Consider the following 21965-nt stretch of genomic DNA (forward strand, 5'->3'; position numbering starts at 1 on the left):
AAGCGCCATTCACCGTTGTTGGCGTATGCGATTTCAAGGTGAAAATACTAGACAGTCCTCCTCAGGGCGTGTTGTTATACATTTTATAATTTCATTTTGTAGCACGACTTCCTAGTACCCAAATGCTTAATAATAAGAGTGTACCACCAACCCACTGCAATGCACTTAAATGTTGACCAAGTAGTAAGGCTGCTAACACAACAGCTGTTAATGGCTCAAGTAATGTTGCAACAGTAAGAGCTGTAGGTTTAAGACGAGCCGCCCCCCAGCTGAAAATTAATAATGCGAGAGCTGCAGTTACTAAACCAAGATAGAGCAACCAAACTTGTGGTGGAAACTCTGCTGGCCAAGAGAATGGGCGATAAAGAGTGGTTAAGCCCATTATTATGGCAGCAACCACGGTGAGACACGTTGTTGCTGGGCCAGCTCCAAGAGCGATAGAAATACGACCACTGATCATTGAGAAACCAGCGTACAAAAAAGCTGAACCAATAGAAAAGGTAACGCCAAGCATAATGTTATGAGAATTAATGCCTGAAGTAGAAGAGCCGTGTTGAGTAATGATTAAAACTGTACCTATGATTGCTCCCAAAAGCACAAAAATTAGTTGTAAATCTGCTATCTCTTGACCTCGAAAGACCGAGATTATAGTAACAATAACAGGAGGTAAACAGAGTGCTATAAGCGTTGGAATTGCTGCTCCCATTTGCTCAATACCTAAAAACCAAAGTAATACATAACCAGACATTGCTGTTCCAGCAATAAGTACAGTTAGTAATATTGGACGCAGTTGGTTCCAAATAATTCGACGACCAAAGATTCCGACTAGAACTACTGCTCCAATAAGAAAGCGCCAAAAGGAAACATTTTCAGGAGTGAAACCGTATTGAGCGACAAGTATATTAACAACAAGTGCACCAGTTCCCCACAAAACACCTGCTCCGCAAGCGGCTAATAACGCTAGCTTCGGAGATGAAGAATGCGAAGGAAGATTGTTAGAAGACATGGATTATTTTCAGTTTATTGGTTTGTATAACGCCTTGCACAGTGGAAAAATGCGAGCGCGAGCGAGTAGTTTTTCCAATGCTGCAACTTGTTATATTTTTTAATCACAGATGGATGATGATTGTTCTGTGATCATTGAAAAGTTGTCTATTTTTAACTCTTTTACTAAATCAAGAGTATTGACCACATTTTCATAAGATACATTATAACAAGGAGTAAAAAGTAATTTTGTTTCTGATGAAAGTATTGATGACCCTTTAACTTGCGATAATTTTTGATGATAAGTCTCGTTTAGATACCAGCCCTTGGTTGTTAGTCTTAACTCTGCATCATGTGTTATTTCAGTTTTACTTAATTTAATGGGAGTTTCGTTACATCCTACAAAGGTAAATAATAGGACAAACATAATTGTTCTAGTCATATGAGTCTTGGTCTTTTTTATTAGTAACCATAATTGAGATAAAGGCTATTTCCTTTATAAATATAACGCCTTGCACAGTGGAAAAATGCGAGCGCGAGCGAGTAGTTTTTCCAATGCTGCAACTTGTTATGTAGTTTTTGAATAGCGTGCTTCTATAGGTTTACCATCTTTTAGAGTCACAATACATAAACCTGGTAATGTTAAAAACTTAGTGAATAAAGCTTGAGTTATACCATTTCCTGATTTTGTAAACTGTAGTTTTTTTGCTTCTTTTTCTATCTCTGCCAAAGAACCATTTTTTTCTATGATCATAGTTGCTCTTACGCATATATCTTTGGTTTGAAACTGCGCATACGCATGAATGCCAAAAGTTAATAAAATACTTAAAACAAAAACTAGCATTAAACCTTTTCTCATTTTTTAGCGAGATTCCATAAGTGATTAAAGATAAATAAAATTGTAAAAAGCGCCCAAAAGTAGGGGGGTGTCATTTTTACTGTTTAACCGCACCAATATTGATTTTGCGTCGCAGACACATAACGCCTTACACAGTGGAAAAATACGAGCGCGAGCGAGTAGTTTTTCCAATGCTGTAAATTGTTATGTTCTGTTGATTTCATTAGTTACATTACTCACAAAATTACTAACATCTTTTGGAGCCCAATATTTAGTGCTTATTTTCCGATGAGGCAAGTCTTTAAATTCCATAACTATTTTGTTTTTTTGCGAAGTTATATTTTTTAAATCTTTTAAGTCAAAAGTTTCTTTATCGTTTGGCTTATCACTTGAAATATAAACAATATTATCCTTATTAAGTTTTAAAGTTGTATAGCGTTTTGTCCAAGCACCTTTTTGTTGAGGAGTCCAAGAATCATTAGGAAGGTCTTTTTTACTCCCCATGAAAAATAACGCGACAACCACCATTACTAAAAAAACAAATTTGGAATCCCAGTCTTGTGTAAATGCATAAACAGCTAGAGCAATAACACTAATTAAAAGTATAAACATTAAATGGAAATCACGATCTATTATTTTCTTTGTTACTGCTAAGTCTGGTTTTAGATGAAAAGACATTTTTAAGTACACCCCCATACTTTTGGGCACTTTTTTAATTAGATAACTGTTTTATTGGTTTGTAACATAACGCCTTACACAGTGGAAAAATACGAGCGCGAGCGAGTAGTTTTTCCAATGCTGTAACTTGTTATGTTTGTATATGCAATTGCATTATTGAAAACAATAAGCTTGAGCCACTAAATAAGACAAAGAACACAATTGCCAATCGTTCGTATTTTTTTAATGAAGATTCTTTATACAGAACAAAGAAAATTGGTACAAGAGTTACCACATACACCCACGAAACTATTGTTAGAGAAAATGATAGTTTTTTAGTTGGTTCTATAACGAAATAAAGATAGTAGAGTGCGACAATGGTGCAAATAAAACAAAAAACAACAGATATTGAATCCATGACTCGTAACCATTTTTTGTTCTGGGGAACTAAATATTTATTAATGAGTTGTTCTTTAAACTTATTCATTTGGCTTACGAGTATGACCTATAAACAATAAAATAAAACCAGCTAAGAGAAAGACCCAACCAAGCCATGTGCTACTGAACCCCGTTTTATCATGCAGTAAGTAAACAATAAACGCAGAGATAACTAAAAGAAAACCAGTTACTTGCCATAGATTAAAGTTTTGGTTATCGACTTGAAAATATGAACCGTCATTTTTATTGATCCAAGTTCTAAATTTTTTCAATTTATCATTCATTCAGAAAAAGTACCTAAAAGGTGAGGGTGTCAAAATTAACTAGTTAAATATACCAAAGTGGCTTTTGCCTCGCAGAGACATAACGCCTTGCACAGTGGAAAAATGCGAGCGCGAGCGAGTAGTTTTTCCAATGCTGCAACTTGTTATGTAATTATTTATTACGAATATTTCCTATGCTTTCATCTGTCCAAAAAAAGTCAGATTGAGAGAAAAGCGTAATATCACCTTCTTTAGATAATACTACTGCCTCTTCAGTAAAATTATGAGCTATGATAAGTATACTTTTAGATTTAACCTTTTGTAATGCTTTAGTTAACGATCTAGAGTTTACAATTGTAGTTGAATTGTTTTGCATTGCAGGATAACAAATGATTGAATATTTGCTGTTTTTTAAAAGAGTAAAATTGATTAGTTTTTTGAATTCTCTGGGTAGTTTTTTCTCAATATCTTCTTTTAAGACAGATTCAAATATTTTCGGTTTTTGTGCCATTTAATTATCTTAGGTATCGGTTAGTGAGTTCTCAGCCTCGCAGAGACATAACGCCTTAATAACTGGACGCCGTTTGATTAAATTGAACGCCATGATAGAACAAACTAAACCAAAACTGCAAACGCCAAATAGGCGACTGACTTAGGCGTTCCATGTTAATTAACTTGTTATGTGAACTACGAAGTTGAAAACGTACCGCAAACGAAAACCGTAACGGAAGGTTGACGTGGTAAATAAAAGCAACGAATTTACCCAATTATCACACTCATTTAGAAAGGCTGTTAGCGCTACGGAAATCTCCCTCGCATATGCGCGGTTTACACTCAAATTGGCAAAACAAAAACGCCATTAAAACCTGAAAACAACGACTACAAAAAGAAGCCAGAAAAGGCAAACAAAGAAAAAGTGCCTAAAAGTACGGGGGTGTCAAATAAGATAGCTTTAAAAGCATAAAAAGCACATAACGCCTTGCTCAGCGGAAAAATGCGAGCGCGAGCGAGTAGTTTTTCCGATGAAGCAACTTGTTATATTCTATTATAAATTGCATGCAGTTCTAAGTTCTTTAAAAACAGGATGCTGACTAGTCCACTTAAAACGCTTATTTTGTGGCATGAAAAGCAATGTTTTACCAAAAGATGTATCTTCATTAAGCTCTAACAGCACCATTTCCCTTCGTCCTAAAACTCTTAATGGCGAAACTGCGATTATATTAGATTTATGAATTGTTTCAGACCTTAGATAATTAGATACCTGAAAATTTTCACCATCAAATTCGATTCTTTTAATTTTTGCAGTCTGTAAATACATAAAAATGCTACCAGCAATCCATGTAAATAATAAAAACCATTTTAGATCTGAGTTTTCAATAAACGTTGTTACAGTAGCAAGACCAAAAAACACAATCCAAATAGTGCTAAAAATATATTTATAAAAGAATGTAAGTGATGAAGATAAAATATTAGTTTCCTTGAATATAACGCCTTGCTCAGCGGAAAAATGCGAGCGCGAGCGAGTAGTTTTTCCGATGCAGCAATTTGTTATGTGTTCTATATACTATTATTTTTCTATAAATTAATAGCCATCAAATAAAGCCACAACTTCATCTATATTATAGTCTTTTGCACGATCAAACGCAGTAGATCCATTCTCTCCATGGTCTTTGTCCGCACCTTTTTCTAAAAATAATTTAATGATGTCAAAAGGTCTCTTAGCATTGTGAACCGCGTACCATAAAGGCTGTGCGCCATGCTTACATTCTACGTATAGGCTCTCTGGTGATTTACCTATAATTATCTTAGCTACATTGTTCATTTGTTCTTGTGCTGAAATATGCAAAGCATTTAGACCATGATTATCTTTTAGGGTCGGATCAGCACCGTGCTCAAGTAATAGTAATGCCATCTCTTCATGTCCTCTTATAATTGCTAAGAGCAAAGGAACATGCCCATAATTATTTCTTTTATTAATATCTTCTTTATTTTTAATATGCTTCTTCATCTCTTTAAGCATATTTTGCTCTGCCGTATCACAAATATCTAATTTCATGATAATTTATCTCCAATGATTGATATCGCGTAAGTAAAACATAACGCCAAGCTCACCTGCAGTTTTTGCGGAGAGCAATTGTGTAAAATGGAGCTACGCGACATACACAATTGAGCGTAGCAAAAAATGTCAGGTGCAGCTTCTTGTTAGGTTGCTTTGCCATATTTTAAAACAACAATGCCACAAGGAAATACCTTTGATGAATCAAGCACAAGTTTTTGATTAGCATCTAGTCCATTAAATATCGCCATTCCCTTACCGATAGCAACAGGATTTATAAACAGATGGAATTCATCTATAAGACCACCATTAATCAAAGAGGATACAAACTTTGCTCCACCATATGCAATAATGTCTTTGCCTTCTTGTTTTTTTAGATTTGATATTTCTTCGCTAAGATCACCCTTAGCTAATACTGTATTTTCCCATTCAGACTGAACAAGTGTTTTTGAAAAAACGATTTTTTTGGTGTTTGTATATTTAGCTCCAGCCTCAAATTCTGGGTTATCAGGATTTGCAGCTACCTCCGCCCAATGAGGAATAAAGCCTTGGGCTAGATTTCTACCGAGAACTATGCAGTCAACTGGTTCCGTAATTTCTTCTACATATTTCTTAAGTGCATCATCCCAATCCCACACCATCCAGTCCATCTCGCCTTTTGGGCCAGCAATAAAGCCGTCAACGGATATTTGAACTTGTAACTTTAACTTTCTCATATGTTTTTCTCATTCAATGAAATCGGTGAGTATGATTGCAACCTAACGCCTTGCTCAGCGGAAAAATGCGAGCGCGAGCGAGTAGTTTTTCCGATGCAGCAATTTGTTATGTGTTTTATATACTATTATTTTTCTATAAATTAATAGCCATCAAATAAAGCCACAACTTCATCTATATTATAGTCTTTTGCACGATCAAACGCAGTAGATCCATTCTCTCCATGGTCTTTGTCCGCACCTTTTTCTAAAAATAATTTAATGATGTCAAAAGGTCTCTTAGCATTGTGAACCGCGTACCATAAAGGCTGTGCGCCATGCTTACATTCTACGTATAGGCTCTCTGGTGATTTATCTATAATTATCTTAGCTACATTGTTCATTTGTTCTTGTGCTGAAATATGCAATGCATTTAGACCATGATTATCTTTTAGGGTCGGATCAGCACCGTGCTCAAGTAATAGTAATGCCATCTCTTCATGTCCTCTTATAATTGCTAAGAGCAAAGGAACATGCCCATAATCATTTCTTTTATTAATATCTTCTTTATTTTTAATATGCTTCTTCATCTCTTTAAGCATATTTTGCTCTGCTGTATCACAAATATCTAATTTCATGATAATTTATCTCCAATGATTGATATCGCTTAAGTAAAACATAACAGCTTATTATACAGACGCAAATAATATCTTACTATACGGATTAGCTCAATTTATGCGTATTTGTGGCGTTGTAGCTGGATGATTAGAATAGTTGGGCATTTAATATCTTACTATACAGAAAAGGGTGGTTTTGATTTTAGTGGCACAACGATCTCCCCCAAAAAATTCTGTAACCTTTTAATAATTGTAAACACATTCATTTTTTGCCTAACCAAAAAATGAAAAAACCTCTATAAGTAGGGGGGTGACTAAAAAGCCTCCAAAAGTAGGGGGGTGACAATTTTAATATGTTTCACAGCTAAAGCTGCGAGATACCTTTTTGTCTACAGCAACAAAAACGTATCCCAAAAAATGCCGCCCGACAAACAAGCCGCAAGCGGTTCCCTCGCTACTCAAAAAATGACGAGATTTTAGAACTCGCTCCTGACGTCACTCAAACAACTAAAATCTTAATCGTCAATTTTCTGCGTGGCTCGGCTTGTTTGAATGGGAATTGAAAAACATCGCTAGAATTAAAAAAGTGCCTGAAAGGTGGGGGGTGATAATTTCCCCTTTAAAAGCAATGAGTATCGCAGGAAAGAATGGATTAGGATGAAGGTTGTTTGAGCGAAGCGAGTTCCCTTTATCCACATTCTTTCTGAGAAACGCAATGAACCCGCAGGGTGCTTTTAGGGCAGCTTTTTGTTTGGTTCGTTTATTTTGGCTGAGCAAAATAAATGAACTCGTAGCCTGTAACTAAAATTCGAGGATAAGAATAAAGTCTCTAAGCTACGAAAAAGACCACTCGAATGTAAATAGAATAAAAAAACGCGGTAACCCGCATTCGTAGGTTAGATAAGCTTGCGCGCCATCTAACGCATGATTATCGGCACATACTTAATTCTTCACCTATCTGTTGTAGTCTATCTTTCGAAATCCAGATGACGCTATCGCTTATCTAGGCTACATCTGACATCGGAAGCCCATAAATCTATCTATTTAAAACCATATATTCAACTGAGGCTTGTTTCTGCCTGAGATGCTCATGCTCATTTTTGCCCAATCAAAAATGAGCAAAAAACCTCCAAAAGTGGGGGGGTGACTAAATTAATGACACTTATAAAAACATCCTTTCATTGCTAAAAAATCACACGATCAGATTTTATATCTCAAAAAAAACATTCTTAAATAGTGCGTTTTATTTAAAAATCGCATTATTTAAGTGCATGTTAATTAACTCTTATCTTACTGTTTTACTTACTTAATCTTAAATTACTGATAGCTGAAAAAATTAACAGCACATCATAAAAAAGTTAATAAAATCTATATAAGTATTTGTTTATATATTAATTTTTTAATGACTTTTATTTGATACATATAGCATTTTCTTCCCTCTTTTATTTAGAACTAATTCCTTTTTTTATTTTTTGGCACACAAGTTGCAAAAAACCAACTGTGTTACTTGTGTACCACAATAGATACACATAATTATTAAATTTTTGTTATAAAAAAAGAGGTTTTTCATGAAAATAACAAGGAAGTTACTTGTAAGTTCAATCGCTGCCAGTTTGATATCAGTGACCACTATGTCTACAGCAAACGCTGAAGTCTCTGCATCAGTCGGTATAGCCAATATGTATTTATGGCGCGGTATAGATCTTGGGAGTGGAGATCCAGCAGTATCGGGAGATCTAAAATACAGCACAGACTCTGGTCTTTATGCCGGAATATGGGGTTCATCAGGCGATTCTGCTTTAGGTACGGAATACGATTTATTTGCCGGATGGGGTGGAAAACTAGGCCCTGTGAATCTGGATGTAAGTCTCTGGTCTTATAACTATGCAAGTTCAGATATTGACCCAGGCGAACTAACAGATTTAGTTGTTTCAGCAGGCATCGGCGATTTCACTGGTACGTTATATGAGGCTGTTCAAGGTGATGATGACAATGATTACCGCTATATAACTCTCGGTTATGACTTCGGTAAGTTTAATGCAACCGTTGGCGTTCATGATTATGAAGAAACCGACGGAAACCCTGCTCATCTACAGCTAGGTTATAGCTATAACGATAATTTGAGTTTTGCAGTCAGTCAGTATGTTGCCGATGAAGATAGCGATGCGGCGGCGGCATTAGGTGCAGATGATGATATGCAATTTCTAGTCAGCTATAGCTTTGATATTAAATAGATATTAAGTAGATATAAAGCAGATACAGAATTACCGAAAATTAATGAGTTGTACTAAAATGCCCTTTCCCCGAGGGGCATTTTTTTTATCTATAAAAAGCCCACTCAAGAAGAAAATTAATCATTCGATTAATGTTAAGTTGCCAATCTATCTATTTATGAATACCTTGGTAAATATGAAATTCATGCGATCGACCTGTTTTATTTAACGCGGTAACCCGCATTCGTAGCTTAGATAAGCTTGCGCCATCTAACGCATGATTTTTGGCACATACTTAATTCTTCACCTATCTGTTGTAGTCTATCTTTCGAAACCCAGATGACGCTATCGCTTATCTAGGCTACATCTGACTTCTGACGCACATAAATCTTTCTATTTATTTATGGCCTTATCTTCGAATGAGAATTTTGGTATTTAGAATTATTAAAGACCGCTGATCAGGAAAATTAGATAAATATATATGGGAGGTCTAAGCTAGTTATTCATCATGAATAAAGCTTCCTTAGTATATTTTCATAAGATGAAGTTGCGACCAGAATAGTAAAAATAATAATTTTAAGCAGAACTGATCTCACTAATTTTTTTCACAAAAAAAAGATAATAATTAGATGAAAACTAAAGCCCACACTACAATCAAAACCGCTACGAAAACAAAACTGAATCAGAATAACAGTAACAGTAACAGTAACAAACCAAGCCCAACTAGCACCAATCTATTGGGACAATCGGTTAGTTCGACTGCCTATAAAAGCATGCTAAAAGCGATGCGACAGATGATGTCTGATGATCGTATTCGGTTGGTATTGCAAAAAGAAGGTCGCAACAGTATTGAGGAAGACTGGGCGATTATTTCCCAGTATAAAAGTTTCGAAGAAGGCGTGTTAGAACACGCTAAAATAACCACCTTGGGCGAATGGGGGAATAGCCAATTAATCAGTATCGACTACGACACTAAATCAGCCTGTTTTAGGGTTTATAACAGTACCGAAGCGCTAAACCAGAAAGAAGATAATCTGTGTATTGGCAGTTACTTCCTCGCGGGAAAACTTACCAGCTGGTGTGAAAAAGTATTCAATGTACATTGCTGGCCCGAGCAAACTAAATTTTTAGCCAAGGGTGATGACTATGATGAATTTATTATCGCGCCTACGGCTCTATCCATAGAATCAGAACTTGCACGACTCGTTAAATCGGACAAAGAAATCTGTGACAATATGGCGGTCGTCATCAAGCGCCTGAAAAACGAGATTACCTCTAGAGAGCGGGCAGAACTGGCTGTAGCTAAACTGGTTTATTACGATGCTTTAACCGGCGTATTTAACAGGCGCTACTTTTATGAAAAACTAGAGGAAGCCTCATCTAGTGTTCACCATAAGCAGAATATCTGTGCATTATTGCTGATTGATCTCGATTATTTTAAAGCGATCAATGATTCACTTGGTCATAACGAAGGGGACAAAGCACTTATCTTTGTCGCTGAGAAATTACAATCTACCATTGCCCAAAAAGAAGACGCAATACTGGCAAGACTGGGCGGTGATGAGTTTGTTATCTTGTTACCAAGATTAGGATCAGATAAAGACGAAGCAAGACAATTTGCGACCCAGATTGCAGATAAGATTCTTGAGCAATCAAAACAAGCATGTATTTTAGGTGGAGTTGAACATTTTTTAACCTATAGTGTTGGCATCTGCTTGATGACAGATAGCGACTTGCAAGCAGAAGAACACCTTAAACACGCTGATAACGCCTTATATCAATCAAAATTAGATGGGCGTGATCAGTATTCATTCTTCTCTAAAAAAATGCAGCTGATTGTTGATCAAAAGCACACCCTTAGCAGTGAGCTAAAGGTCGCTATTCAAAAAGAACAATTTATTTTGCACTTTCAACCCATTTTCAATGGCGATAATCAATTAGTTTCGTGCGAAGCCTTAGTGCGCTGGAATCATCCTAAAAAAGGACTATTAGCTGCCGATAACTTTATCAAACAGGCAGAAGACTCGCGTTTGATTATCGCTCTGGGTGAGATTGTCTTAAAAGCAGCCTTTAAAACACTTAAAGAATGGGAAGATAGAAAAATGCTCGATGGCTTTGAGCGTCTATCAATTAACATCAGTCCCCTCCATTTTATGCACCCGACCTTTGTTGAATTTGTGAGAAAAACACTGATGCAAGAAGGGGTTAACGGCAACATGATTATGATCGAGATTACTGAACACAATATGATCTCTAATTTCAAATTATCATCCGCCATTATGAACTCCTTGAGTAAGCTTGGATTGCGCTTTTCAATAGATGATTACGGTTCTGGCTACTCATCGTTATCTTATCTGCACCGTTTACCTTTCTCCGAATTAAAGATTGATCGAACCTTCATAACGCATGTTCTGGATAATGAAAAAGACCAAAAAATTGTGGGTTCCATCCTTTCACTTGCTCATAGTCTGGATATAGACGCACTCGTTGAAGGCGTTGAAAATAATCAGCAACTTGAATACCTAAAGAAACAAAAATGTAAGCTGTTTCAGGGCTATCATTTAGGCAAGCCGGTGAGTAAAGATGATTTTGAAGAAAAGTATCTTTTGAGCAGCTAAGTGAATAGCTATGTGAATAGTTAAGAGAATGACGATAAACGTTATTCAGGTTTATCCATGTTTTAACGCTGTACAGTTAAACCCCATTTTACTATCCGTTGTGCGTGAATCCTCAAGCATGTGGTTTCTTGTCATAATCCGAATATTCCTTTCCAGCTGATTCTTAATTATATGCAAAATCTTAATAGTGTTTGTTTTTATGGGCTGTTTATTAACTAAATTAGATGTAATAAATTACGGTTTTCGCCAAGGTTAGAGCGATCACCAAGCAATACATTTAGGAGTTAATACCGCTGAATTTATCTGTACCGACGGGTTGTACTGTGCCTTTCTTTAACATCGAAGAGTCTTTATTTAAAACCCTTTCTACGACAACGGCGATATTTTCATTAACCGATCCCTCTGGGGATTCTGCTTTTGTGGGTTGTAATGCGGTTGGTTCAGGGCCTTTATTCACTCTGCTTTGAACATGATATTCGTTGATAAGAAAATCTGTCACTTGAGTTTTTGTGTCCATTTTATCAATTCTTTGTTGGGTTGTTTTCTCGGCTTTTTTTCACGGTAAGTTATTCAGCTATTATCTAACAACCGTCAAATTTATTGCTTGAGGTTGCTCAATAACCAAGACTTACTTAAAACTATAAAGGGATAAATTTCTTCTTATACTTCTACCATTCCTTTTCTTCAATGAAAAATAAGACCCCCATTATTTTATAGATAAATAATCGTGAATTACTTCACTGTATATTTAACTTTCTCATTATAATATTTATTGTACTTAACGCTCATTACTTACAAGTAGATTTGGCTATTAATAGATATAAAAGGAATAAGTGTATGGAGAGCGCATCCAAAATAGCGTTAAAAATAAAACTCTGATGTTAATTTTCGCAGTATTTCCATTAAGAAGGCCACTGGCATCTTGCATTGCGTTTGCTAAAGTAGTTTTGCTTACAAGTGCTTTTGGCTTTACTTTAAGTTGCAATATTTATGCCGAGGATATACCCAAACAGCGAGTTATTACGGGTATCCAACATTGTCCTGGCGGAAAAGTCATACAAAATTTGGATGGTAGTAATAAGTTTGGAAATGATAAGTTCGATAGACTCACTACAATGAGTTATGGAATGGGTAAATTAGTCCAAGGGCGAGATAAAAAATTCTACTGTGAGTACAACGTATTACCTAAATTCTCTTGTGAAAGTATCGAAAAATCCTGCACTGCAAAAACAACAAGTTCAAATGATTCTATTTGTTTATGTCCGGCATCATCAAGGTATCTCAAAAGCTTAGATTAATCGGATTAACTTATGTCGTAATTCTTCACAATTAAATTTATGAGTGTTCTAAAAAATTTGTGGTTCACCCAGAAAAGCTTCGGCTGAGTCTATCTATGGAATGAGGTCGGTGTGATTGAATGGTTACTCTAAGTTATTTGCCTTTTAAATTGTAAAAAAAGTTTCTTACTCTGCATAAGTTCTATCCTTTTGTCGATTATTTTGAAATAAAAAAATGAATACGATATATTTTATATTGTTAACAAATATTTAATTATGTGCATTAGATTCGCCCATATAGATTCACACCAAAAATAACAACAATCATGAAACATGCATGAAAGAATTTGATTTCAATTTTAAAGATATCGTGGATTTCGCTAATGATGTGATCATCGTTACAAATGCTGATCAAATTAATATACCAGGACCTGAGATTGTCTATGTTAATCAAGCTTTCACGGAGCTTTCCGGGTATACAGCAGAAGAAGTTATAGGTAAAAATCCCAGGATATTGCAGTCTAAAGAAACCGATGAAGAGACTAAAAAGGTTATCAGGAGAGGGCTAGAGCAAAAGGTCCCCGTTAGAGTAACCATCAGGAATCAATGTAAAGCGGGAACAGGGTATTGGCTTGATTTAAGTATTCACCCTTTAAAAAATCCTCAAGGTGTTGTGACCCATTTTGTTGCCATTGAGCGTGACGTTACTGAACAAAAAGACATTGAACGAAAGCTCGAAGTTTTATCAAGAACGGATCCTTTAACAGGGTTGATAAATAGAAGAACCTTTGACGAAATACTGGATAACGAGCTTCCTCACTTTAAGCAAAGTGGTGAAGTGTTTTCGCTGCTAATGCTCGATATCGACCACTTTAAACAAATTAATGATAATTTTGGACATTCGGTGGGTGATACTGCTATCAAGACCATTTCACTCGCGTGTGAATCCAACTTAAGATTGTACGATAAAATGGCTAGAATCGGCGGCGAAGAGTTTTGTGTGTTGTTACCTGCCACTAAAAAAGAATCTGCATTAGAAATTGCAGAGAAAATTAGAGAAATTGTTGCACAAACTCCTATAAGGACGAGTAACGGCGATATTCTGGCAACGATCAGTATCGGTATATCTGAAGTTGAAAATACAGATACGAATCATGTAAATATTATGCAAAGAGCTGATGAAAATTTATATAAAGCTAAAAAGTCAGGTCGTAATAGAGTCTGCGCCTGACGATCAATAATTAGTAAATCCAGAATTTCATCCACAAAAAAGCCCGAATATATTCGGGCTTTTTTGTGCGTAACTTTGATAGCTTATTCTTAATAACGACGTGTGACTTAAGAAAAAATTATGAAAACTTGGGATCTATCTGCAAGAAGGTGTCTTCTTTACGGAATAAAAATAACATCACACAGGCTGCTAACATTGGCCATGCAGCAAAGAACAATAAGTGATTTCCTTCAAAGGGTGATAGGTATTGACCGAAAGAAGACAAGGTTGATGCCGTATGTAATAGCAATACTGCACCATAGGTAATAGTTTTCTTGAAGCCAATAAAAAACAGAGCTAATAGAATAAGCTCTAAAACGCCTATGATTGTGAAAATAGAGCTGGCTAAGCCAGAGATCGAATAAAATTTATTAAAGATCGCAGCGGTGTGACCTGGGTTGACAAATTTATCTACCGTCCACATGAGTATGACGAGAAAAACACTCGCACGAAGAAAAAACATTGAATACTTAAATTTGTTATCGGTGGTCACTTTCTATTTCCTTATGAGTTATAACTATTAATAGTTGAATTAGGGGAATTGATTTTTAATGTTGCAATGTAAAAGCGTAAAGTCATAGCTTAAACCATCACTTCCTGCCTCTTTACGAGTGAGGTTTTTGTTTAGATACACAAGTAGAAAATATAAATAAAAGTTAATGTTGAGTTAAAAACAGCCCAAAAGTAGGGGGGTGACATTCAAAGATTTAAGCACTGCTATGTTTGATATTGTTAAGAATAACTTTGTCAGCCTCGTTTTTTCGCAGCGCTGTTTTTGGTAGTGCCATTTTTGGTCGAGGTTTTCTTCGCAGTATTCTTCTTTTTAGTAAACTTTCTTTTCTTGCCCCATTTTTTAGGTGCTTTACCTAATCCTTGCAATCCCGAAAACTCAACGGCTCCAACATCATTAATCAATTGTTGTAAGTTCTGTGTCATGGGTTGCATGAAATTCCCATAACTCATCTCGCGCTGGCAAATCGCTTCTAGCTGCGATTCCCAATGCGCAGTCATATCGGGATAGCCCATACTCTCAGGCAGGCTGGTAATGAGTTGGAGGCCTACCTTTGTCGCACGAATTTCCTTACCTTTTCGCTGGAGATATTCTCGTGTAAATAATAATTCGATAATCCCGGCTCGCGTTGCTTCTGTTCCGATCCCGTCCGTTTCTCGTAAGACCTTTTTGATCTCGGGATCAGTCACATAGCGTGCGATACCCGTCATCGCACTTAGCAAGGTTGCATCGGTGAAATGCTTGGGTGGCGTCGTCTGTTTTTCAACCACATTGGCATCGGTACAAGTAACGGGGTCGTCTTTTTTTACCAGCGGTAATTGTTTTGCCGAAAACGCTTCACTCTCATTGTTGGCATTTGTTTTTTTGCTTTGTGGAAATAATGCTTTCCAACCCTGCGCGAGTACATCTTTCTGTTTGGCGATAAACAAGCCACCACTCACTTCACTTTCAATGCTTTTATCTGCATATTCAAAAGGTGGATAAAACTGGATCAAATACTGCCGAGCAATGAGTTCGTACAGGTTCGATTCATCGCGGGATAACCGACCACCATCCATGGATTTCATCGTGGGAATAATCGCGTGGTGAGCGCTGACTTTACTGTCATTCCAGGCTTTGCTTTTAAGTTTAAGATTCGCCTGTGCAACCGCATCACTGAGTTTGTTGCAAGTCTTGGCGATAGCATCTGTCACTCGATCAACTTCACGCAAATGCTCCGTCGGCAGGTAGCGACTATCAGAACGTGGATAGGTGATCAGATTGTGTCTCTCATAAAGGTTTTGACAGGTATCTAACACCTGTTTGGCACTCATGCTGAATCGCTTTGCCGCATCGATTTGTAAGGCCGAAAGGTTATACGGCAGTGGTGGCGCCTGTTTCTTCTTTTGTTCAGTAACCTTGGTGATTTTTCCGGGTTGGTTGGTGACTTTAGCCACCACCGTTTCTGCGAGTTTCTTCGAAAGTACGCGACCTTCATCATCCCTATAGTCATCGCAAGACGCACTGGGTTTCCACTTCGCCTGAAAGCTTTCCTTTTTTGAAGTTTCAAGCGTAACCATCACTTCATAAAAGGGTTTTGAAACGAAATTCATGATCTCTAAATCACGATGTACCACCAAACCAAGTAGCGGCGTTTGTACTCTTCCCACAGAAAGTACGCCCTGGTAGCCAGATTTTTGCCCTTTAATGGTACATAAACGCGTCATGTTTATACCGTACAACCAATCTGCACGAGCTCTGGCTAATGCAGACGTCGCCAGGGGAATAAAGTCGGTATTTTTCTTCAGGTTGTTTAGCGATTTTTTCACAGCGTTAGCGTTGAGATCATTAATCAGACAGCGTTGCGTCGCTAACTTTTTAGCTTTAGAAACACCACAGTGATTAATCACCTCATCAATCAGAATCTGACCTTCGCGATCAGGGTCACCCACATTTACCAGAGAATCGGCTTTTTTAATCAGTTTTTTGAGAACAGTAAATTGCTTTCTGGTATTGGGTTTTACCTGAAGTTTCCAAACATCCGGCACGATCGGCAAATGAGCGATTACCCATTTTTTATACTCAGGGTCGTAGGCTTCGGGTTGTGCCTGTTCGAGTAAATGACCGATACACCAACTCACAACATCGCCATTGCCCGCCTCAATAAAACCATCGCCTTTTTTATGCGGTCTGGGAAGCGCATCAGCAACAGCACGACCAAGACTAGGTTTTTCAGCGATATAAAGAATCATGAAATTGAATAAAAGATAGCGTTAGTATGATGAAAAAAGTAGGGACTATAACTGACAGTTTCTGCAATTTCATTTTTATTATGAATCGCACGTATGGCAATTTTGTCATCTATCATAGATAGAGCAATGGCTGAATAATTATAGTTGGGAAAAAGTGGCCATAAATAATTGCCCATAAGTAGGGGGGTGACCTAATCAATGAAATAGAATAGAAATAATTAGCCAATTTACACCAAACTAAACTTCAATTTACACTAAACTAAGCTTTGTGAATTTCAAACAAGTCGAAACATTCCTCTGGGTATCGAAACTACTAAGTTTCAGTAAAACTGCGCAACAGCAATGTACCACCCAGCCAGCGATATCCTCAAGAATAGCTGCCTTAGAAGCAGAGCTAGGGGTGACCCTGTTTGAGCGTGACAGAAACAACAAAGTCATTCTCACGACAAAAGGACACGAGCTGTTGCCTTATGCCGAAAAAATAATCTACAACACCAAAGAATTTACCGATAAAGCAAATCAGTCAGCCAGTTTTTCCGGAGTGCTGCGTATTGGTGTTTCAGAAACGGTGGCGTATACGTGGTTTTCTGAATTTATGGAGCGTTTTCAACAGAAGCTACCAGATGTTTTGATTGAGTTAACGGTTGATGTATCAACCGGATTATCAGAGCAACTAACCGAAGGTTTGATCGATATTGCATTTTTACTGGGGCCCTTATCCATCTCGATGATGGTCAATGAAGAGTTAACCTCGGTGCCATTGGTTTGGGTAGCGAGCCCAGCTTTAGAACTCAAGAATAAAAAAGGTGAGAAGCAACAATCGCTGGAAGAATTATCATCAAAATTACCGGTGATTACGTATGCCAAAAACACGCTACCTTATAACGAAATTTCTCGTCAATTAAAAAAGAATTCAAAAGAAATCCCGAGGATATTTTCGTCTACGTCTTTAGGTGTTTGCCGACAGCTAGTGTTAGATGGAAGAGGGATTGGCGCACTGCCAACAGAAATCGTTAAAGACGATGTGGAAGCAGGTAAGTTAGATATATTAGAGCTGAACTGGACGCCTTCAAATTTGAACTTTACCGCCTCCTTCCCGATGACACCGCATAAACCCCAATTACAAACAGTCATTGATTTAGCAAAGAGGGTGATCGCCGATCGTCATGGGCAAAAAGATATCATAGATACAAACACATAGCGGGTTAATACAGAGTAATTTATTCGCCGCTTATATTTTTGATAACTTATTTTTTTCAAATCATACAAATATATATAATTTGAATTTATATCACTTGTTTTCTAATATTAAACCAATGCTTACTATTAAACAGAATAATGGAATCTAATACACACACTCTCAGTCATATACGCCAGTTAATAAGGTCAGGTGAATTCACCCGTACTACCAGTGGCATCATGCCCGATTTAGTGCAGGGAAATGTAGTCATTTTACCTAAGCAAGACGCTGATAAGTTTGTGGAATTCTGTCATCTAAATCCCAAGCCATGCCCAATTTTGGGAGTATCCAAGCCAGGTGAATACGACATACCCACTTTAGGTGAGGCTCTGGATATGCGCCATGATATCCCGCAGTACCAAGTCTTTGAGAACGGTAAGCTTGTGGCAAAACCGACGAATATCGAAAAGTTCTGGAATGAAGATTCGGTAGCTATTGTTTTAGGTTGCTCATTCTCTTTTGAAGATGCCTTGCAACGTCAGGGATTCAGAATTAAAAACATCGATTTGAATACCAATATTTCGATGTATGAGACGTCGATTGCAACCAACCAAACTGAACACTTTAAAGGGAATATGGTGGTTACCATGCGTCCCTTTAAACAACATGAAATTGAAGACGTGATAGAAATCACACGCGGTTTCGATAAAGCACACGGTGCGCCGGTACACATTGGCGATCCTGCGCAAATTGGTATTAATAATCTCGATGATCCCGACTACGGTTCCGCTGTTGAATTGGCAGATGATGATATCCCTGTTTTCTGGGGCTGTGGTGTAACCACACAAAGCATCTTGAGAAGCGCAAAATTACCCAGAGTGATTACCCATGCACCAGGAAAAATGCTGATTACTGACCACAATTATGAAACTCTGGTCGGCCGTCTCTAATGGCTGTTTATTTTTCCACCTATGTTGTTAATTCCACTCTTACTTAGGTTCTAACTGTTGTTGTTACCTATACTTAAACTGGATTTACCAACAGTAAAACTGACTAACGTTTATTTTAACTATTTTACATTGACCCAAAGAGAAAAAACCATGAATAAAAAACTGATTTTCGGCACATTAATTTCTGTAGGACTGACACTCGGCCTTACATCTTCGGCGTTTGCAGATAAGTGGGATATGCCTACACCTTACGGTGATGGGGTGCATCACACCATCAATGTTAAACAGTTTGCAAAAGACGTAAATGAAGCAACAGCTGGCGATTTAAATATTGTTGTTCATTCAGGTGCTTCACTGATTAAACACCCGGAAATTCACCGCGCAGTACGCACCGGCCAGGTTCCAATTGGTGAGATGTTTATGGGATTGCTAGGTAATGATAATCCGCTATTTAAAGCAGACAACATTCCGTTTTTAGCGTCTGATTTTGATTCTGCTAAAAAATTATGGACAGCATCTCGTGCAGCTATTGAAAAGTCGTTAAAGAAAGACGGTATCAAATTATTGTATGCAGTGCCTTGGCCGCCACAGGGTATTTACACGAAAAAACCGATAACTTCTGTGGCTGATCTAAAAGGCGCAAAAATGCGCGCATATAGTCCAACAACCTCACGCCTTGCAGTGTTATTAGAAGCAACGCCTACAACGGTTCAAACCCCTGAAATTCCACAAGCATTCTCAACCGGAATCATTGATGCGATGGTGACTTCGCCAAGTACAGGTGTGAGCAGTCAATCATGGGATTACATTTCTGATTACACGGACACACAAGCGTGGATTCCGAAGAACATGGTTATCGTCAATGCTAAATCATTCAAACGTCTAGATAAGAAAGTGCAAAAGGCCGTTGAAGAAGCCGCTGCCGCTGCTGAAACTCGCGGTTGGGAGATGGCGATAGAAGAAACCAAAGCAAAAACAGCTGTTCTGGCTGAAAAAGGTATCAAGGTTGCTACACCGTCTGCAGAACTGAAAACAGGGCTTCAGGCAATTGGTAAAACCATGGGTGAAGAATGGGCAAAAGAAGCAGGCGCTGATGGCGCTGCGATTATAAAAGCACTTCAATAATCTCTCAGTTTTAGATGCTTAGCCATTACAGGCTTTAATCAATAAAAAAAGCCTCTATAAGTGGGGGGGTGTACTCAGGATTTTTAGTTAATCAGGTTTTCCAATTAATCATGATTTCCAGTTAATCCGTACACCCTCTGACTTACTTAGTTACACATTCTTACTCACTTTCAATTTTCGTTTTTTTTTAATCAGCACAGATAATCTGAGGTCACTGTTTTGAGACATTTTCTTGATAAGCTCTATCTAGGTTCAGGCATGTTGGCGGGCTTGTTCATCATTTTAATCACCATCATGATACTGGCTCAGATCGTTGGGCGCTGGTTCGATATCATTATTCCATCTACCGAAGATTTTGCCGGCTTTTTTCTCGCCGCTGCAACATTTTTAGCATTAGCGTATACCTTTAGAATGGGGGGACATATTCGCATCACCATTCTGGTTCATCTACTCAAGGGAAAGGTCAGTCGCTTTGCCCTGACGGCTGCACTCAGTGTTTTCATTCTGATGATTGCCTACGGGGTTTATTACACCGCCGCTTTTGTCTATGAATCCTGGTCGTTCGAAGAGCTGTCTCAAGGTTATATCGCCGTGCCTTTGTGGATTCCTCAACTGGGTATGGTAATAGGGCTGCTTGTTTTCCTGATTGCTTTAATCGACGATCTGGTGTTGTTGATTTCTGGTGGGACTCCCACCTTCGTTGGCTTGGAAGAGTAGGGGAAATCACATGGAAATGACTCACTTAATTATTGTCCTTGGCGCTGTATTATTAGTGTCATTACTCAGTGGTATCTGGGTTGCGGCATCATTGTTTCTAGTTGGTTTTGTGGCCCTGATGCTAAACGACAACAGTAATATTGGACTGGTTATGGCAACCACAACATGGGGGGCATCTGCCACCTGGACGCTTGCCGCTTTACCCCTGTTTATCTGGATGGGGGAAATACTGTTTCGGACCAAACTCTCGCAGGATTTATTCCATGGACTTGCTCCGTGGCTAAACAAAGTCCCGGGACGTTTATTACACGTAAACATATTGGGCTGTACTATCTTTGCCGCAGTCTCAGGCTCATCCGCCGCGACTGCCGCGACCATAGGTAAAATCACCATACCCGAATTAGAAAAACGTGGTTACCCGATGAAGATGATGCTGGGTACGTTAGCTGGCTCGGGTACTTTAGGGTTTCTCATTCCACCTTCCATTATTTTGATTGTATATGGAGTGTCTGCCGAAGTTTCTATCTCGCGTTTATTTATCGCAGGCGTATTACCCGGAGCCATGTTGGTAGTGCTGTTTATGGGTTACACCATGATTTGGTCAATGCTGAATAAAGATAAATTCCCAGAGGAAGATGACGAAGAGTTAACCAACATGACCTTCGGGCAAAAACTCTATGCGACACGTCGATTATTTCCGGTGATGGGATTAATTTTATTCGTTCTCGGTTCTATCTATGCAGGTTTTGCTACCGCAACCGAAGCCGCAGCACTGGGTGTGTTCGGTGCACTGATTTTATCTTTGGTGACGGGTAATCTTTCATTACAAACCTTTAAAGAAAGCTTATTAGGCGCAACCAGAACCTCATGCATGATTACCTTTATCATCGCGGGTGCAGCCTTCCTCAGCCTTGCAATGGGTTTCACCGGCATCCCCAAAGCACTGGCAGAAAGTATCTCGGTGATGGGCTTAACGCCCACACAACTCATCATCGTCTTAACCTTATTCTTTATGGTACTCGGCTTTTTCCTCGATGGTATATCGATGGTGGTGTTAACCACGTCTATTGTGTTACCGATGGTAGAAAGCAGCGGCATCAATCTTTTGTGGTTCGGTATCTATGTCGTATTAGTGGTTGAGATGTCGCAGATTACCCCGCCAGTTGGCTTTAATCTGTTTGTAATGCAGGGATTAACCAAAATCAATATATTGAAAATTGCAGCCTATGCGTTGCCATTTTTCTTCTTATTACTCACCGCAATCGTGTTGCTCACTGTTTTCCCGGGAATAGCGACGTGGTTGCCTCAATTGATGACACAGAAATAAT

General features: G+C 38.1%; 22 protein-coding genes. 9 read left to right on the forward strand and 13 right to left on the reverse strand.

What is annotated here, in order from left to right; translation table 11 throughout:
• Window positions 1-91 precede the first annotated feature (91 nt).
• The 10 genes from Q1A31_RS07205 to Q1A31_RS07250 all read right to left on the reverse strand — a co-directional run bounded on the left by Q1A31_RS07205 (window position 92) and on the right by Q1A31_RS07250 (window position 6566).
• On the reverse strand, window positions 92-1006 hold the full coding sequence (locus Q1A31_RS07205) for a DMT family transporter (protein ID WP_299874427.1): 915 nt from the start codon (window positions 1004-1006) through the stop codon (window positions 92-94).
• A gap of 99 nt (window positions 1007-1105) precedes the next feature.
• On the reverse strand, window positions 1106-1426 hold the full coding sequence (locus Q1A31_RS07210; protein WP_299874430.1) for a hypothetical protein: 321 nt from the start codon (window positions 1424-1426) through the stop codon (window positions 1106-1108).
• Between the two features lie 126 nt (window positions 1427-1552).
• Entirely contained in the window at window positions 1553-1843 is a 291-nt protein-coding gene (locus Q1A31_RS07215; protein WP_299874433.1) for a hypothetical protein, read from the reverse strand.
• 183 nt (window positions 1844-2026) lie between these two features.
• On the reverse strand, window positions 2027-2500 hold the full coding sequence (locus tag Q1A31_RS07220; protein WP_299874435.1) for a hypothetical protein: 474 nt from the start codon (window positions 2498-2500) through the stop codon (window positions 2027-2029).
• Between the two features lie 458 nt (window positions 2501-2958).
• Window positions 2959-3201, reverse strand: a complete 243-nt coding sequence (locus tag Q1A31_RS07225; protein ID WP_299874437.1) for a hypothetical protein — start codon at window positions 3199-3201, stop codon at window positions 2959-2961.
• A gap of 151 nt (window positions 3202-3352) precedes the next feature.
• Entirely contained in the window at window positions 3353-3691 is a 339-nt protein-coding gene (locus tag Q1A31_RS07230) for a hypothetical protein (protein WP_299874440.1), read from the reverse strand.
• 534 nt (window positions 3692-4225) lie between these two features.
• Window positions 4226-4591, reverse strand: coding sequence for a hypothetical protein (locus Q1A31_RS07235; RefSeq protein ID WP_299874443.1), 366 nt, complete (start codon window positions 4589-4591; stop codon window positions 4226-4228).
• Between the two features lie 171 nt (window positions 4592-4762).
• Window positions 4763-5236, reverse strand: coding sequence for an ankyrin repeat domain-containing protein (locus Q1A31_RS07240; protein WP_299874446.1), 474 nt, complete (start codon window positions 5234-5236; stop codon window positions 4763-4765).
• Window positions 5237-5382: 146 nt separating this feature from the next.
• The gene (locus Q1A31_RS07245) at window positions 5383-5952 is read right to left on the reverse strand and encodes a dihydrofolate reductase family protein (RefSeq protein ID WP_299874449.1); all 570 of its coding nucleotides are present in this window, start codon (window positions 5950-5952) and stop codon (window positions 5383-5385) included.
• Window positions 5953-6092: 140 nt separating this feature from the next.
• On the reverse strand, window positions 6093-6566 hold the full coding sequence (locus Q1A31_RS07250; protein WP_299874452.1) for an ankyrin repeat domain-containing protein: 474 nt from the start codon (window positions 6564-6566) through the stop codon (window positions 6093-6095).
• A 1547-nt stretch (window positions 6567-8113) separates the two neighbouring features.
• Between Q1A31_RS07250 and Q1A31_RS07255 the strand changes: the two genes are divergently transcribed.
• Window positions 8114-8779, forward strand: coding sequence for a TorF family putative porin (locus Q1A31_RS07255; RefSeq protein WP_299874455.1), 666 nt, complete (start codon window positions 8114-8116; stop codon window positions 8777-8779).
• Window positions 8780-9387: 608 nt separating this feature from the next.
• Entirely contained in the window at window positions 9388-11376 is a 1989-nt protein-coding gene (locus Q1A31_RS07260) for a bifunctional diguanylate cyclase/phosphodiesterase (protein WP_299874458.1), read from the forward strand.
• 277 nt (window positions 11377-11653) lie between these two features.
• Here Q1A31_RS07260 and Q1A31_RS07265 read toward each other — a convergent pair whose 3' ends face one another.
• Window positions 11654-11893, reverse strand: a complete 240-nt coding sequence (locus tag Q1A31_RS07265) for a hypothetical protein (RefSeq protein ID WP_299874461.1) — start codon at window positions 11891-11893, stop codon at window positions 11654-11656.
• 316 nt (window positions 11894-12209) lie between these two features.
• Between Q1A31_RS07265 and Q1A31_RS07270 the strand changes: the two genes are divergently transcribed.
• Entirely contained in the window at window positions 12210-12674 is a 465-nt protein-coding gene (locus Q1A31_RS07270) for a hypothetical protein (RefSeq protein ID WP_299874463.1), read from the forward strand.
• A 316-nt stretch (window positions 12675-12990) separates the two neighbouring features.
• Window positions 12991-13884 (forward strand): diguanylate cyclase, encoded by an 894-nt coding sequence (locus Q1A31_RS07275; protein WP_299874466.1) that lies wholly within the window; start codon window positions 12991-12993, stop codon window positions 13882-13884.
• Between the two features lie 118 nt (window positions 13885-14002).
• On the opposite strand, the gene Q1A31_RS07280 is transcribed toward Q1A31_RS07275, so the two are convergent.
• Together Q1A31_RS07280 and Q1A31_RS07285 are read right to left on the reverse strand one after the other, a co-directional pair.
• Entirely contained in the window at window positions 14003-14416 is a 414-nt protein-coding gene (locus Q1A31_RS07280; protein WP_299874469.1) for a hypothetical protein, read from the reverse strand.
• A gap of 254 nt (window positions 14417-14670) precedes the next feature.
• Window positions 14671-16665 (reverse strand): DNA topoisomerase III, encoded by a 1995-nt coding sequence (locus tag Q1A31_RS07285; RefSeq protein WP_299874472.1) that lies wholly within the window; start codon window positions 16663-16665, stop codon window positions 14671-14673.
• 268 nt (window positions 16666-16933) lie between these two features.
• On the opposite strand from Q1A31_RS07285, the gene Q1A31_RS07290 reads away from it, so the two are divergent.
• The 5 genes from Q1A31_RS07290 (at window position 16934) to Q1A31_RS07310 (ending at window position 21964) form a co-directional block, all read left to right on the forward strand.
• On the forward strand, window positions 16934-17866 hold the full coding sequence (locus tag Q1A31_RS07290; protein WP_299874474.1) for a LysR family transcriptional regulator: 933 nt from the start codon (window positions 16934-16936) through the stop codon (window positions 17864-17866).
• 137 nt (window positions 17867-18003) lie between these two features.
• Window positions 18004-18795, forward strand: coding sequence for a putative hydro-lyase (locus Q1A31_RS07295; RefSeq protein WP_299874477.1), 792 nt, complete (start codon window positions 18004-18006; stop codon window positions 18793-18795).
• Window positions 18796-18945: 150 nt separating this feature from the next.
• Window positions 18946-19920, forward strand: a complete 975-nt coding sequence (locus Q1A31_RS07300) for a TRAP transporter substrate-binding protein (protein WP_299874480.1) — start codon at window positions 18946-18948, stop codon at window positions 19918-19920.
• Between the two features lie 258 nt (window positions 19921-20178).
• Window positions 20179-20637 (forward strand): TRAP transporter small permease, encoded by a 459-nt coding sequence (locus tag Q1A31_RS07305; protein ID WP_299874483.1) that lies wholly within the window; start codon window positions 20179-20181, stop codon window positions 20635-20637.
• Between the two features lie 10 nt (window positions 20638-20647).
• Window positions 20648-21964: a TRAP transporter large permease gene (locus Q1A31_RS07310; protein ID WP_299874485.1), complete on the forward strand. Its 1317-nt coding sequence runs from the start codon at window positions 20648-20650 to the stop codon at window positions 21962-21964.
• The last annotated feature ends 1 nt before the right edge of the window (window position 21965 follow it).

Origin of the sequence: uncultured Cocleimonas sp., from assembly GCF_947495625.1 — a bacterium.
Taxonomy (GTDB): Bacteria; Pseudomonadota; Gammaproteobacteria; order Thiotrichales; family Thiotrichaceae; genus Cocleimonas.

What these genes read in the sequence shown, in the direction of transcription:
- Q1A31_RS07295 (WP_299874477.1), top strand. Translation starts at nt 18,004, where the DNA reads ATGGAATCTAATACACACACTCTCAGTCATATACGCCAGTTAATAAGG.
- Q1A31_RS07300 (WP_299874480.1), top strand. Translation starts at nt 18,946, where the DNA reads ATGAATAAAAAACTGATTTTCGGCACATTAATTTCTGTAGGACTGACA.
- Q1A31_RS07255 (WP_299874455.1), top strand. Translation starts at nt 8,114, where the DNA reads ATGAAAATAACAAGGAAGTTACTTGTAAGTTCAATCGCTGCCAGTTTG.
- Q1A31_RS07310 (WP_299874485.1), top strand. Translation starts at nt 20,648, where the DNA reads ATGGAAATGACTCACTTAATTATTGTCCTTGGCGCTGTATTATTAGTG.
- Q1A31_RS07275 (WP_299874466.1), top strand. Translation starts at nt 12,991, where the DNA reads ATGAAAGAATTTGATTTCAATTTTAAAGATATCGTGGATTTCGCTAAT.
- Q1A31_RS07215 (WP_299874433.1), bottom strand. Translation starts at nt 1,843, where the DNA reads ATGAGAAAAGGTTTAATGCTAGTTTTTGTTTTAAGTATTTTATTAACT.
- Q1A31_RS07230 (WP_299874440.1), bottom strand. Translation starts at nt 3,691, where the DNA reads ATGGCACAAAAACCGAAAATATTTGAATCTGTCTTAAAAGAAGATATT.
- Q1A31_RS07305 (WP_299874483.1), top strand. Translation starts at nt 20,179, where the DNA reads ATGTTGGCGGGCTTGTTCATCATTTTAATCACCATCATGATACTGGCT.
- Q1A31_RS07220 (WP_299874435.1), bottom strand. Translation starts at nt 2,500, where the DNA reads ATGTCTTTTCATCTAAAACCAGACTTAGCAGTAACAAAGAAAATAATA.
- Q1A31_RS07205 (WP_299874427.1), bottom strand. Translation starts at nt 1,006, where the DNA reads ATGTCTTCTAACAATCTTCCTTCGCATTCTTCATCTCCGAAGCTAGCG.
- Q1A31_RS07285 (WP_299874472.1), bottom strand. Translation starts at nt 16,665, where the DNA reads ATGATTCTTTATATCGCTGAAAAACCTAGTCTTGGTCGTGCTGTTGCT.
- Q1A31_RS07250 (WP_299874452.1), bottom strand. Translation starts at nt 6,566, where the DNA reads ATGAAATTAGATATTTGTGATACAGCAGAGCAAAATATGCTTAAAGAG.
- Q1A31_RS07210 (WP_299874430.1), bottom strand. Translation starts at nt 1,426, where the DNA reads ATGACTAGAACAATTATGTTTGTCCTATTATTTACCTTTGTAGGATGT.
- Q1A31_RS07225 (WP_299874437.1), bottom strand. Translation starts at nt 3,201, where the DNA reads ATGAATGATAAATTGAAAAAATTTAGAACTTGGATCAATAAAAATGAC.
- Q1A31_RS07265 (WP_299874461.1), bottom strand. Translation starts at nt 11,893, where the DNA reads ATGGACACAAAAACTCAAGTGACAGATTTTCTTATCAACGAATATCAT.
- Q1A31_RS07240 (WP_299874446.1), bottom strand. Translation starts at nt 5,236, where the DNA reads ATGAAATTAGATATTTGTGATACGGCAGAGCAAAATATGCTTAAAGAG.
- Q1A31_RS07245 (WP_299874449.1), bottom strand. Translation starts at nt 5,952, where the DNA reads ATGAGAAAGTTAAAGTTACAAGTTCAAATATCCGTTGACGGCTTTATT.
- Q1A31_RS07260 (WP_299874458.1), top strand. Translation starts at nt 9,388, where the DNA reads ATGAAAACTAAAGCCCACACTACAATCAAAACCGCTACGAAAACAAAA.